The sequence below is a fragment of the Nostoc sp. DedQUE02 genome (genome assembly GCF_034531035.1).
GTDB lineage: Bacteria > Cyanobacteriota > Cyanobacteriia > Cyanobacteriales > Nostocaceae > Nostoc.
Genome location: NZ_JAVRBY020000079.1, coordinates 1 through 14,286, shown reverse-complemented (window position 1 = coordinate 14,286; position 14,286 = coordinate 1). Strand labels below are relative to the sequence as shown.

General features: G+C 43.6%; 9 protein-coding genes and 2 pseudogenes. 3 read left to right on the top strand and 8 right to left on the bottom strand.

What is annotated here, in order from left to right:
* Window positions 1-50: 50 nt before the first annotated feature.
* Window positions 51-545 (bottom strand): DUF3050 domain-containing protein, encoded by a 495-nt coding sequence (locus tag RMX98_RS32395; RefSeq protein WP_322681683.1) that lies wholly within the window; start codon window positions 543-545, stop codon window positions 51-53.
* 139 nt (window positions 546-684) lie between these two features.
* Between RMX98_RS32395 and RMX98_RS32390 the strand changes: the two are divergent.
* Window positions 685-777, top strand: a pseudogene (locus tag RMX98_RS32390) (IS1 family transposase); the annotation flags it as partial.
* 91 nt (window positions 778-868) lie between these two features.
* On the opposite strand, the gene RMX98_RS32385 reads toward RMX98_RS32390, so the two are convergent.
* Entirely contained in the window at window positions 869-1,303 is a 435-nt protein-coding gene (locus tag RMX98_RS32385; RefSeq protein WP_322681684.1) for a hypothetical protein, read from the bottom strand.
* A gap of 297 nt (window positions 1,304-1,600) precedes the next feature.
* Between RMX98_RS32385 and RMX98_RS32380 the strand changes: the two are divergent.
* Window positions 1,601-1,732: pseudogene (locus RMX98_RS32380) on the top strand (IS5/IS1182 family transposase); the annotation flags it as partial.
* Between the two features lie 8 nt (window positions 1,733-1,740).
* On the opposite strand, the gene RMX98_RS32375 reads toward RMX98_RS32380, so the two are convergent.
* Complete coding sequence (locus RMX98_RS32375) at window positions 1,741-2,097, bottom strand: LuxR C-terminal-related transcriptional regulator (RefSeq protein ID WP_322681685.1); 357 nt, start codon at window positions 2,095-2,097, stop codon at window positions 1,741-1,743.
* Between the two features lie 328 nt (window positions 2,098-2,425).
* A complete protein-coding gene (locus RMX98_RS32370; protein ID WP_322681686.1) occupies window positions 2,426-7,801 on the bottom strand; it encodes an AAA family ATPase in 5,376 nt (1,791 codons plus the stop codon).
* A gap of 491 nt (window positions 7,802-8,292) precedes the next feature.
* On the opposite strand from RMX98_RS32370, the gene RMX98_RS32365 reads away from it, so the two are divergent.
* Window positions 8,293-10,119 (top strand): MASE1 domain-containing protein, encoded by a 1,827-nt coding sequence (locus tag RMX98_RS32365; protein ID WP_322681687.1) that lies wholly within the window; start codon window positions 8,293-8,295, stop codon window positions 10,117-10,119.
* 522 nt (window positions 10,120-10,641) lie between these two features.
* Here RMX98_RS32365 and RMX98_RS32360 read toward each other — a convergent pair.
* The 4 genes from RMX98_RS32360 to RMX98_RS32345 form a co-directional block, all read right to left on the bottom strand.
* Window positions 10,642-11,247 carry a class I SAM-dependent methyltransferase gene (locus RMX98_RS32360; protein WP_322681688.1) on the bottom strand — a complete coding sequence of 202 codons (606 nt, stop codon included), beginning with the start codon at window positions 11,245-11,247 and terminating at the stop codon, window positions 10,642-10,644.
* Between the two features lie 85 nt (window positions 11,248-11,332).
* Complete coding sequence (locus RMX98_RS32355) at window positions 11,333-11,941, bottom strand: glutathione S-transferase family protein (RefSeq protein WP_322681689.1); 609 nt, start codon at window positions 11,939-11,941, stop codon at window positions 11,333-11,335.
* A 150-nt stretch (window positions 11,942-12,091) separates the two neighbouring features.
* The gene (locus RMX98_RS32350; protein WP_322681690.1) at window positions 12,092-12,829 is read right to left on the bottom strand and encodes an SDR family oxidoreductase; all 738 of its coding nucleotides are present in this window, start codon (window positions 12,827-12,829) and stop codon (window positions 12,092-12,094) included.
* Window positions 12,830-13,312: 483 nt separating this feature from the next.
* Window positions 13,313-13,834: a hypothetical protein gene (locus RMX98_RS32345; protein WP_322681691.1), complete on the bottom strand. Its 522-nt coding sequence runs from the start codon at window positions 13,832-13,834 to the stop codon at window positions 13,313-13,315.
* Between the last annotated feature and the right edge of the window lie 452 nt (window positions 13,835-14,286).

Here is a 14,286-nt window from a genome sequence, read left to right as displayed (position 1 = left end):
GTTTTTTTACAAAGTCCCACAGTTCAAGCATCTGCTTGACAAGCTAGTAACTAAGAGCGGATTTGGCAAAACTGGCTAGTATGTAGCACAATTTCACTATAATCTGGAATCCAAGCTAACCACGAGTAAATAAACTGTCGTATTAGACTGCTATCAGCCCCAATCTCTGACATAGCAGTTAGATAGAGATCGAAATGACTTGTGTAATGCTCTGGGGTAACTTCATCAGTCTCTTCAGCTAGAACAATCTCGTTAACCATCCTTGCTGAATTAATATCTGTCGGTGGAAGCCACGGCACATCTAAGCAAGTGACTCGCTGTTGAAGAGTTTTAATCAGTGACATAAAATCCCAAATGGCAAATATATGGGATTCCGTAAATATCCGCAGAGATGCTATATCTCCTAATTGTTTGTAAACTGGGTGATTTAGAAGATCGGTACGGGTGGGTTCAATTTTTTCTACAAGCCACATATAAGGATCTATTCCTGACGATATAGCTGGCTTGTTATTTCCTTTGGTAGTTTTTATTTGAAATGTATTCATCCACATACCCTCTGTATTTTTTGTTTGAATTGAGCCTCTCACAGGCGCGATTGACGCTCCCGCAAAATATGAAACAAGCACATTTTTATGAAATGTCTCAACGCCTTATTTTGTAAGGGTTTTAAAATGTGCAAGTTAAGAGAGAATATCACTGCGAGGAATTGCCAGAGTTACCCAAGTAAGTTGGTTCTGGTTGCAAGATTATGTCAATCAAAGGCTGGCTCAGACTCCGCTCTAGGATAAGTGCCAATGACTCGAGCATCACCACTACTTCCATATCGCTACGAATTTCCCCAGCGCGTGGGAAAAACAACTACAGCTAATTAGCTAATCTTCTTCTGAGAACCGTTAGGTCGCTTGCCGAAGATAGTGTTATCAATAAAGAGACATTCCTTGAACTCTCCTCGGCTGAATTTGTGAGAGTGCACGCTATGCGGCGGCAAGGGGCGGTCTGCCCTCACGTGGCATTTCCAGCCCGTGAGGTTGTGATAACGCACAGTGTAGACCCGCGACGTACCCTTGGGAACCCGGCCGGTACACTGGGTTTCCCTATCTGTCTCGACGCATACCGTGGCAATTCCCACATCGAAGTTGCTGAGACGGAAACCCGTTTTACGAATCCTTTGGTCACTGGGCGCAGGTGCGGACTCAGCCACCGTTATCGGCTTCAGCTGCGCGTGTGTCGGTGCGGACACAGCCGCCGTGACTGCCACGGTGATTGCACTGAAACTCAATTGTGCTAAAGTTTTATTGTTCATATCTACTCCGTAGTTGTTAATGTTAAATATTGTTTCTCTGCGAGATTTCAAATTTGAGCTTGAACTGAAGGTAATCGCTGGTTTGGCTTAACTCTGATTCTTAATTGGTAGCAGTGACATTGGTTTATTCACTGTTGGGAATCAGAAGTTTTAGCTTTGTCTTCTGATTTTTAATTGGTAGCAGTGACAGAATTTTATTCACTAGGGCAAACGCACGTAATTTGTGAAACCCTTGTTAAATAATGATATTGATAAAAAAATCGCCTCAATTATCAAACGCTCAAACCCCTGCTATGAGTAGAACGCACATTCGGATGGCTCAATCAATTTCGGCGTTTGAGCAAGGATTATGAATTGTACACAGAGCTAAGTGAAGCTATGATTTATGGCTCATTGATTCGTCTGATGGTAAAGCGAATGGCATCTTAAGCTTTTGTTTACGAATCAGCTCTTAAAGCAATAATGGTTGCCTGGGTGCGATCTTTAGCCCCTAACTTGCTTAAAATCCGGTTGATATTTGATTTGACCGTGCTTTCGCTAACATTCAAAGTAGTCCCAATCTCCAGGTTGCTCATACCCTGTGCCACCAATTGAAGCACCTTTAACTCACGCTGGCTCAATTCTGGATGATTCATGCGCTGTATTAATTTGGCACTAATTCGCAAACAGCACTGCATTTCCTCGTAGACTAATTCAACTTGAATCTCTGTGGTATGGGCATATTTAATTGCATTGGTTAGAGCTTCTTGTCCAATGCGTAGTAGATTATAGCCAAGGATCGAGCAGTTGCTCAAATTGCTGTTGTTGATACCAATTTGCAATCATATGTATGTAGTATTTCTCCCCCTGCCTCCCCTGCTTCCCCTGCTCAAGAACAGCCTGCCAAAACTAATATTTTTGAACGCAACTCGGTATGAGAAGGGTTATCTTTTGACGTGAACTCTGGTTTAGCGACAGATTTTAGTGATGACTCGAACTGAGGTATAGCGATCGACTGTGTGAATCCTGGCAGAGTTTTGACAGGTGCGTTCGCCAGGAGCGTTGGCACAGCCAATTTTAGTGAAATGGTATAATCTGTCGGCTGCAACACAGTTGTTGTACTGTGCCGCAGCGATGGTTGATTTAACCCCGAACCGGGAGTGAGATGGAAAACTCAGAGCCTTGTCCCAATTGGGACTGAACTTCCAGCCGACCATCATGTTTCTCGACGACAATCTGACGGGCGATCGCTAAACCTAACCCCGTTCCCTTGCCAACCTCTTTAGTGGTAAACAAACGCTCAAAAATCTTAGATTTAACTGATTCATTCATGCCTTTACCGTTGTCAAAAATACGAATTTCAACTGCATTTTGTTCGGATAATAATGCAGTGTGAATCGCGATTTGTTGGGGATGATTTTCTAACTCTTCAAAGCTTGTTTGCTGTGCCATTTCATCGAACATATCAATCGCATTAGCCAGAATGTTCATAAACACCTGGTTAAGCTGACCGGGGAAGCAATCAATTTCAGGGATATTACCGTAGTTGCGGATAACTTTAATGGCAGGCCGATTTTCATTGGCTTTGAGCCGATACTTGAGAATCAACAGCGTACTATCTAACCCTTCGTGCAAGTTGACTTTAACTTTGTGTTCCGTATCTGCACGAGAGAAGGTACGCAGGCTGGTACTGATGCCTTTGATGCGATCGGTTGCGCCTTTCATTGAGTCAATTAACTTAGGTAAATCCTCCAACATAAACTCCAGGTCAAGTTCTTGGGCTAATTCGGCCACCGCACCTGTAGGTGGCTGATGCTGGTGATAGATGTGTAAATACTCACACAAATCTTTTACATAATCTTTGGCATTGTTAATACTGCCGTTGAGGAAGCCGACTGGATTATTAATCTCGTGAGCCACCCCTGCCACCAAGTTACCCAAAGTCGCCATTTTTTCGCTTTGCACAATCTGAAGCTGAGATTCTTGTATCTGTTGAGTATATGCTTGGGCTTGCTGATAGAGACGAGCATTCTCCAGTGAAATTGCAGCTTGGGCGCAGAGCAGATTCAGTACCTCAACGCGATCGCGCGTAAAGGCTCCTGTTGCCAGGTTATTTTCTAGATAGACTATGCCTAGCAGCTTGCCCTGTTGCAAAATCGGGCTGCACAGCAGACTCTTGGGCTGTTGGTTTTGGATATAGGCATCGCCGAGCAATAGCGGCTCTTGTCCAGCGTTGCTAATCACAGCGGGCTGCAAGCTGCGTTTGACTTTTGTTACCAGAGCGATCGGCACTATACCACTATCGACAAGCGACTGGGTTGGATGGAGAATCTGCGTTTCGATTTTGCCCGACTCCGTAAGTTCTGCCCTTGCCTGAACTGTGAGATTTTGCCCCTCACTCAACATTAAAGCGCACTGCGTCGCCCCAGAGGTTTGCATTATTGTCAGCAAGAGAGTAGCAATTAACGGCTCAAGCTCGATTTCACCCGAAAGAGTTTGCGACGCTTTGAGGATGGCAACCAGATCCAGAGAATCAGAAAGACTCGTGGAGGAACTACTAGTGGAGGTGACAGTTGCTGTGGAAAATAAGGTTTCATCAATAGAAAGTGGTGTCTGCGCCCCTTGGAGGATGGGAGCTAGCAGTTGGGGATAGCGAGTTTCCAAGTCAGCGAGTTTGGCTTTCGCCCCCCAGCGAGCATAACCATAGTAGGCCTCAATGATATAAGCTTGGGCGATTCGCTCTTTGTTCCAATCCAAATAGAATTTTGCCGCCAGTTCATTGCCAAGGGCTGCTTCCTGAGAATAGCCATTGGCTTTGGCACCCGCGATCGCCAAATCGTAAAATTCTATAGCTTCGGTTTTGCGATCGAGAACGCGATATTTTTCCGCTTCAACTAAATGATATTTGTGCAAGTAATTCATCGGGCCATAATCTGCCCAATCTTTTAGCTTGGCTTGGTTTTCTTCTATTCGCTGCCATCCCGGTTCTGACGGGGACATTGATTCACCAGGATTAGCCAGCACCGTCAGAGAATCATAGAAATAGAAGATTGGTTCAACGATACTTCCCATCCCGCCAGCTAAATACTGTCGCGTTTGAGCCGCATCGTGTTGAGCTTTGGCAAAGTCTTGCAGCCAGTAATTTAAGGTGAAGCGATAAAGGTAAAAGAAGGATAGTCGGTAAAAATCGACTTTTGCCTCATCCAGCACTTTGTGTTCGTAGGCATCCTGGCGTAAGGGAATCTCTTGTTCTGACTGACCCAAGAGAATTTGTGCCGCTTGCCAGTAAGCTAATACACAGTTTGCCGCCGTGACTTGGTGGAGGTCGGACAACTGCTGGTAATAAGCACGAATTTGGGGTTCGAGTTCAGCGAGGGGTTGACCGTACCAATACGCATTGAAGCAATACAACTGGGCATCGTAACCCATAAATTCTAGATTGCCAGTTTCCAACCCGGCTTGATATCCGTCCAGCAGAATGGGCAACGTGTCTTGCAGATGGATTGTCCAAGAACCCACATAAGCCCCCATTAACATAGCAGTTGCGGCTCGGATGTTTTTGGCATCTGGTTCTAAGGCGAGTTGATATCCTAATTGCCCAAACTGAGGCACTTTTGACATGTCGCTCCACAGCATCCTCAGTTGGAAGGCGTAACCCACGTAGCAAAACGCCGAAACCGGACTGTTGCCAAATTGAATTGATAATTTAACCTGGAGTGCCACCACCAGGAAATAAAGCTTTGTGCCGGACATATAACAAACTGGTGTCAGCCGCGCCGCATTTTGCATAATTGCTAATTGCTGCGGATCGGTCATTTTCGGCAGATGAATGAATGACTCGATGGAGCGACCCTCAATTAAAGCATCAATTTCTTGCTTCAGGAGGCGAATATCATCTAGGGTTGGTTCGTCTGGCAAGTTTACGCCCAACATTCGGAAGACTGATTGACCGATCGCGATCGCCTCGATAAATTGATTGCGGGCGACTAATGCCTGAATTCTGACTTGATAAACTGGCACTCGTTCTAGAGGCGTTTTTGCACGATCGATTACCGCTTCAATCCACTCCTCCATCTGTTCAAAAGCACCAGCCAAAAAAGCAACCTCGGCAGCTAAGTCATGCAGAGATAGAGTTATTTCGTACTCCCGTTGCCAAGCGTCTGCTCCCAGCAGTTGCAGCCCGACTGTGGCATATTCACGGGCGGCATGATAGGCGGTTGCGGCTCTGGCTTTGCGGCAAGCGGTGAGGTTGAGTTGGGCGAGTTCGTCCCGTTGCTGTTGTTTTTCAATCAGCGTGGTTCCATAGTTCAACTGATTGACGATTTCAAAAATGCGCTCTTCTCTAGCGGCTGGAGAAACTTGTTGCAGCAGAAGTTGTCCGATTTGGTAATGAGTCGTCTGTTTTTGCTCGTCAGGGATGAGGGAATAAGCAGCTTGCTGGACGCGATCGTGGAGGAAGCGATAGGAGCAGTTAAAGGTTAATGGCTGCTGGACTTCTGCCACGTGAAGTTCTGATAGTTGGTAGAACTTATAGACATCGCTGATGGGCAGAATCACGCCTTCTTGCAAGGCTTTCCAGAGGTCGAGCGCGATATCTTCGGGCGATCGCTGATTGACAATCGCCAAGGTAGACAAATCAAACTGAGCGCCAATGCAAGCTGCCAGTTTCAAAGCAGCCTGGGTGGCAGTCGGCAATTTTTGCAGCTGAAGTGCCATGAACTCGACGACATCATCCGTGAGCGCGAGTAACTTCACCGTTGCCAAGTCACATTGCCAATGTCCTGTCTGAAAGTCAAACCAAATATAGCCGTCTTCATGCAGTGCTTTGAGAAATTGGGTGAGGAAGAAGGGATTCCCGTTGGTTTTTTGATAGACCAACTCCGAAAGCGGTTGAGCCAGTTCAGTTGAGCAACTGAGCGTATCTGCTGTTAACTGATTCACATGGGCTTGGCTCAGGGGTTGTAGGGTGAGGGTGTGGATAAAGGTTTGGGCTTTTTTAACCTCATCAAGCATCAGCATCAAGGGATGAGTCGGGAACACTTCGTTATCCCGATAAGCTCCGATGACGAACAGATAACCGCGATCGCGTTCTGTCAGCAGTAGTTTCAGCAAGTTTAGCGAAGCTGAATCAGCCCACTGCAAGTCATCCAAGAAAATGACCAGTGGATGCTCCCTTGTGGTGAACACCGTGATGAACTTTTGGAACAGCAGATTGAAACGATTCTGAGCCGCACTACCGGAGAGTTCTGGTACTGGGGGTTGTTGGCCGATGACATGTTCGAGTTCCGGAATCACCTCGATGAGTACCTGGCCATTGTCACCCACTGCCGCCAGGATTTTCGCTTTCCAATCAGCTAACTGCGCGTCATCACTGCTTAGAAGTTGACCCATCAGGTCGCGGAAGGCTTGGATAAAGGCACTAAACGGCAGATTGCGGTTGAACTGGTCGTATTTACCTTTGATGAAATAGCCATGCCAACGTACAATCGGCTTATGCACTTCATTGACGACGGCAGTTTTGCCAATACCGGAAAAACCTGCCACCAGCATCAGTTCGGAGGCTCCGTTAGCAACTCGGCCAAAAGCATCGAGCAAGCTTTGAACTTCTTGTTCTCGTCCGTAGAGTTTTTCGGGAATCAAAAAGCGATCGCTGATATCTCGTTGGCCTAAATCAAACCAAGCGAGTTTGCCCGCAACATGATATTCTTCCTGGCATCGCACCAGATCGTGCTTGAGACCGAGAGCGCTTTGATAGCGGTCTTCCGCATTCTTGGCCATCAGTTTGCAAATGATTTCACCGAGTATGATGGGCAGATCGGGATTGCGATCGCAGATAGAGGGCGGTTGTTTCGCTATATGGGCGTGAACCATTTCCATTGGTTCGTCTACTGGAAATGGTAACTGTCCTGCGAGCAGTTCAAAAAAGGTAACTCCCAAAGAATAGAAATCGCTGCGATAGTCAATCCCCCGGTTCATCCGCCCGGTTTGTTCCGGTGAGATATAGGCGAGTGTGCCTTCTAGAATGTTGGGATTTTGAATTTCTTGGGTTTCGCGGGGTAACAGGGAGGCAATGCTAAAGTCAATCAGCTTAATCTCCCCCGTTTCTGGTTGAATCAGAATATTAGCTGGTTTAATGTCTTTGTGGATAATCCGTTGCTGATATAGCTGGTGGAGGATATCTACAATTTGCAGGGCAATTGGCCAGAATTGTTCGACACTCAAAGGGGCAGCCTGGATGTAATCGCGTAGGGAGATGCCACCGATGTCTTTCATTACCAAAGCATAGCCATTTTGGTATGGTTCTAGACTCAGCGGTTGGACAATGCCTGGGATGTCGAGATTTTTCGCGATCGCGTACTGATTGCGAAACTGCACCAATTCGCTAAAGCTGGGATAGTCGTGCCGCAATAGTTTAATAATGACTGGTTTTCGATCTAATTCCCTAAGAGCGCGATGTACTAGGGTATTGGAACTCGAATAAATTAGCTCGTTTATGCGATAACCAGCGATCGTCAACATAAATCTTATCTTATTTTTATTTACAAATCTTTTTTTATCTATATAGAGAATTCCCATTTTAAAATTATCTTTAACTTTTAGAGACAAAAATTAATAATTCCGGTCAAATTTGCGATCGTTTGCTCTAAAATTACTGGCTCAAAATGTCATTAATTAACCATGAATGGTTCATTATTGAAAGAGCCAATGTTTTTGAATGAAGGATAAAGCAATATAATCTTTTAGCCTAAATTTATTTACTGGCATTATTGAATATAATTTAAGCTGCTCATACTCATGTTCTACCCTAATAATCCAGAAGCAAATACTATTAGTCCAGAAGAGTCACAATTGCTTAAATCAATATTTTTAGCAACTTGAGGGTATTTTTATATCTCAGCACAAAACCTAATTTCATTCAAACGAAAGTAAAAAACCGTTGCTAGTTAAAAAAGCATCAAAAGTGGGAATTATAAAAATAGCAATATTCAAAACTAGCTTTGAGATTAGAGATGTTCCCAACAATAGCTCTTCCAAAATTCCATTTTCGATATGATCGCGCTTTATTAATCGGATTTTTGATCCTATTGCCGATTCACTTTGCTCTGGCTAAGTTAGCAACAGTATTTACATTCCCAGATGGATCGGCGGCAATTTGGCCTTCATCTGGGGTGTTTTTGGCAACATTACTATTATTTGGACGACGATACTGGATTGTATTGTTGCTTTGTGATTTCATTATTAACAGGCTGCTTTTTTTTAATACACCCGCTTCTTTTGTAGTTGCATCACTCAATGCTATCGACCCACTAATCATTACAACCTTAGTTGCTCGCTTCATTACGCTACATTACCCATTTAATCGAGCCCAAGATGCGATTAGTTTTATTGCTTCAATTATTCCTTTTACACCCTTTACTGCCTTAGTCGGGGCAGTAACTCAGTGTATGGTCGGTATTTCAAACTGGGGCAACTTTCGGCTGGTTTGGTTGGGGTGGTATATCAGTACAAATGTGAGTATGTTAATTATTGCTCCGGCATTATTAGCATTGTTTCAGCATTTGCGTACTCGTCAGCAATTTAAAGGAACATTGATTGCCGAATTTGTTTTAGTTTTAGCAGTCTTATTTGGTATTGGGTATGCGGCTTTTTGGAACAGCAGTCCGATAGAATATATGATGGTTCTACCTCTGCTGTGGGCTGCTTTTCGCTTACAACAGTGGCAAACTACATTTTTAATTATTGTGATGACCAGCATTGCCATTGTGGGTACGTCGAAAGGATTTGGAACATTTGCCAAAGACTCTGCTGGGACTTCTTTACTGTTGTTGCAATCTTTTATAAGTGCATTGACTATTGCAACATTAATCTTATCGGCGGCGACTCAAGAAAATCGTATATCGGCTAGCCAACTAGAACAAGCTAATAGTGAGCTAGAAAACCGTGTTGAGCAACGAACTACGGAACTTAAACAGACTTTACAAGAACTACAAATAATGCAGGCGCAGCTTATTCAGAAAGAAAAAATGTCTAGTTTAGGGCAGTTGGTAGCTGGTGTGGCACACGAAATTAATAATCCAGTCAATTTTATTCATGGCAATCTTGTCCATGTAGAAAAATATACTCAAAATTTATTAACGTTTTTGGAGTTGCAACAGCAATATAATTCTCAACCTCCACCAGAAGTTTTAATAGCTGCTGAAGATTTTGATTTAGAGTTTGTGCAAGAAGATTTACCAAAAATATTATCTTCTATGAAATCAGGTACTGAGCGCATTCGTCAAATTGTTTTATCGTTAAGAAACTTCTCTCGTATGGATGAAGCTGAATTCAAAGCTGTAGATATTCATGCAGGTATCGACAGTACTTTGATGATCCTACAACATCGCCTTAAAGCTACCGCAGAAAGACCAGAAATAGAAATAATTAAAAATTATAGTACTCTCCCCTTAGTTGAGTGTTATGCAGGACAACTTAATCAGGTGTTTATGAATATTTTAGTGAACGCAATTGATGCCATAGAAGATAGCAACACAAAAAAAAGAAAAGATGAATGCAATCGAATTGTAATTTCCACAGATATTGTTAATATAAAGTGGGTGGAAGTTGCAATTTTTGATAATGGAGTTGGAATGTCTAGCCACATTCAACAGCGAATATTCGATCCGTTTTTTACAACAAAACCAATTGGTAAAGGAACGGGAATGGGAATGTCTATTTGTTATCAGATTATTACAGAAAACCATGAAGGAAAGCTAATTTGCCATTCAACACCTGATGTAGGAACTAAGTTTATCATTCAGATTCCTTTACAACAGCAAACTCATAGTTTTGTTTAAATTTTTGATAATATTATAAAATTTTTTAGATACAAATAGGAATATCATTAGGACTTACGCACTATACAAATCAACCAAAACGTGTATTACGGTATTTAGTCTTTTCAGAGGTTTTAGATAACCCTGATTTATTCCGACATTTGCGATCGCTGGATGCAAAACATGGCTAAAATACCCAAATTGTGTTTAGTACTTATGTACGATGCGTAAGTCCTAATCATGTATGTAGGGTGAGCAAAAAATATTCATAGCCGATGGAATAATGGTCATCATAAACTTAGCGAGATTAACTCATGAACACTGAATACTCCTTGATCTACTAAACCGCAACAAAGGATTGCTGTTGATCCTAAAACAAAGTAAAGAGTTGGAAAAAGAGAGCCGAGAAGAGTAAATCCCGATTACTCCCTGCCTAAAATTTTAAATAATCGAGTGAGGCGATCGCTAATCGCTATTCGTTTTCAAGCTAGACTCTGGCGCATAGCCCTGTTTTATGAATGAGTAATAAATTTGTGGAAAAAATCAATGCTTTTCTAGGATGCAAAAGAGTGCTTTAGGAAGGGGATCGAGTATCCCATGATAGACGGTTTGTTTAGCTAAACGCAGATTAAATCGTTCTTTGAATATCTGCTGAATCTCCTCTGGGCTAAAGCGGTAAGGGCCTTGTTCTCTTGTTTCCTCTTGAGAGAAGCATTTCAGTAACAAGTAGCACTTAGGCTTTAATAAGCTTGCGACTGTTTGCACGTAAGTACCATAGTTTTGGGGTGGTAGAACATGGAAGCATCCTCTGTCGAGAATCAAATCGAAAGATTGTTCCAAACGACTATTGAGAATATCATCTTGCTGAAACGAAATTTCTAATCCCTTTTGGTTTGCTTTGGCTGCCGCCTGATGAATGGCCGCCTCTGACAAATCTGTCGCCATCATCTGAAATCCTCGTTCAGCTAAGGCGAACGCTTGAGTTCCCGGCCCTGTTCCCAAATCCAGCACTGAACCATTGCTCAGTTCAAGGGTAAGGAGCGCTTCTTCGACATCTGGATCTAAGCTAGGGTTGAACCAGGGCATGGTTTCAACCGCTTGTTCTTGATAAAGGGCCTCCCAGTTCGGAAATTCTCGTTCGGTCATCATTAGTTACCCTTTCTATTGAATCAGGTGAATATAATAGCTACGATGTCTTCCAAAAACTCAAGTGATTAAAGTCAGCTAAATTGCTTTATGCTTTTGGCATGGTAGAGTAAACCGACTTACGTTGATGCAATACCTCAAACCATTGGCTCAATTTAGGATACTCTTGCTGCCAATTATTGCCAAATCTGAGGCTGTAGTAACCCAACCCTGATATAGCTGCAACATCAACAGCACTGAGAGTTTCATTTAATAGGTAGGCTGAGGTAGTCAACTTTTGCTCAAAAACAGCTAAAATGCGATTAATGCTGGACTGATATTTAGCTTGGGTGCCAAAATCGGCTTGATTTCCTTTACGGGTTTGGTACCACAATCCCACAACACTGTCTATTAAACTGTCTGCTAACTCTTCCCCCTGACGACAGTACAAACGCTCAATACGCGAGCCTGGATAAAAACTCGGCTGGGGATAAGTCTCGTCTAAATACTCCACAATCAGCGTTGAATCCCAAAAAACGAGACCATTTTCATCTACCAATACCGGAACTTTACCGATGGGAGATAAACTCAGAAATTCTCTTGATTTATTGTTAATGTCTGTTTCTTTGGGTTCGTAAGGTAGCTGCTTCTCGAACAGGACAATTCTTACTTTTCGAGCGTAAGGTGAGCGCTGTGCATAGTATAAGATTCGCGCCATATCGCTGCTATAAATTCAGTATTGTGATTTCCTATTTTTAATGGATTTGATGCATGATATTGTGATTGGTTTGTTCATCAATCGAGAAGAGTTTGGGCTTGCTGTTTAATACCCAGATTTCTTTGTCTAGAGCATTACCCTGTAATGTAGTTAACTTGATGACACTTCAACGACATTTTGGGCAAAGCTCTTATAAGCATCGCCCATTTGTTTAGCTATCGAGTCAGGAAAGACGTGAAAATCCCCAGCTTTGAGAGCTTTTATGATCCCATCTGCCACAAGTGCAGGTGGCTGTGAAACTTCACTCATTCCTGCCGCATCGCTCATATCCGTGGTAATTGGGCCAGGGTGAACACTTAGTACATGGGTTTCCTGCTTACTTAATAGTTCTCGTAATGCCTGGGTGATTGAATAAGCCGCAGCTTTTGAGGCACAGTAAGTCGCAGAGTCAGGGAAACCCTTGAGCGAAGCAACAGAATTGATTTGAGCAAAGACACCACCTCCATTGGCTTTGAGTACCGGGGCAAACGCCTGAGCCATGTGAATCAATCCATATACATTGACCTTCATCTGAAATTCGAGAGCGGCGATCGCATTCTCAGCTAGGGGAGTTCCAGCTTGAAAGACTCCTGCATTATTGACAACTATTTGCACATCTGGGGCAGTTTGAGCAGCAGCAACAATAGATTGGGGATCACTTAAATCAAGCTGAATTGGTACTACCCGTAAGCCGTATTGTTCAACCAATGAGGAGACACTGTTGAGCTGACGAACAGCCGCATAGACTTTGGTGGCTCCGTGTTCAATAAACGACTCAACTATCGCCTTGCCGATGCCGCGATTTGCGCCTGTAACCAAAATGGTTTTGTCTTTGATGTCGTAGTTCATTTGGATTTCTCTTTATGGTTTTCCACGATCTGAAAAACCTTGGACAATCGCTCTAAGTTAAGGCAAAGAAATTTCGCTGCTCTCTTGAAGAAAGACTGCGGCTTCCACCGTTCCCTCTAGCATGGTATCATCATCCATCATCCGAATCTAGCAACACCGATTTTTTAGCCGTCTTTGAAGTTTGTGCGAAGCGATTGTTGCGCGGTCAAATGTACGACCAAAGCGTATGCAGAAACTGAAAGTTGCGGCAAATTCAGGGCAGAATCCAGGGTTTGACTTCTTGCAGGAGTGCTAGAATGATGACCCTGCTTTGCAAATTGTTGTTAAAAAGCTGCTAGCGAAGTTTCCGTAGTGGGGGATTGCGGTTGTGGGTGGGGTGCTGGTTGATTGAGAGGGGTAGAAATCACACTGTCTCAAAATAGCGTGTGGCTAAAGCGATTGCTGCTTGACGGTGCTTATTTACTCTTGTGCAGAAGGTGTAGATCAAGATTCCCTTGCATTGATAACGCGAAATGACCAATTACTTTCTGAAAACGGGGACGCATAATCTGCGACTCGTTCCCATCCCCACTTATAAGCAGTGTCAACTAGAATTTCTTTACCATTTCGGAACTTAATAAATTCCTGCCCGTGGTCATAAAATATATCTGCAACCAGTTGATTACGCTCGTCGTAACCCCACTTATCCACTGCTGTCCTCCACCAGCGCTTTCCTCTTGAGAGCAACTGTTCAAGTTCCAGATATTCCGGCTTCCAATACTTGGTGCGCCATTGATTTGCCAGTGCCTCAATTAGTATCGCAGTCGGGTAGATGGGCTTGAGGTTTTCTTCAAGCCAGAGTATATAAACGATTGCGCTCCTGAAGGCATCTTCTAAACAATAACTGGATGCTTCTAGAGTGTCTTGAAGTTGCTCGTCATTAAAATTTACGCCGAGCGAGCGCAGGGCTGGAGCGTACAAATCAAATAATTCTTGTTCTACTGAATCGGCACACCAGAACCACATAAGAAAAAGAAAACTCCTGCTAAGTGGCTAAATAAAATTTAGCATTTAGCGTGGGAAGTGTTGATGTGGGGACAAGTAGTGATGTCTACAACGGTCACTGAGCGCAGCCGTACCACTTCGTGGAAGCAAGCTACGCGCAGCGTCTCGTAGAGAAGTGCGGGCTACGCCTACGCACTTCAACTACTGGCATATTGCAATCTCGTTCCCACTCCCAACGCCAAGCAGTCTCTACCAGTATTTCTTTGCCGTTGATGAACTTGATAAACTCAGTGCCTTCATTATAAAAACATCAGCAGCAAGGCGAAGCTGCTTTTTTATACTACAACTTTAGTATTTGTACTATTAAATACAAGCGGTTGAAGAAAGCCAATAATACTTAACCTTCGCCCCCGGCGCTTACTCTGCTCTACACGTTTTTGTTCACCGCGAAAGAACTGTAGCTGGGTTCACTC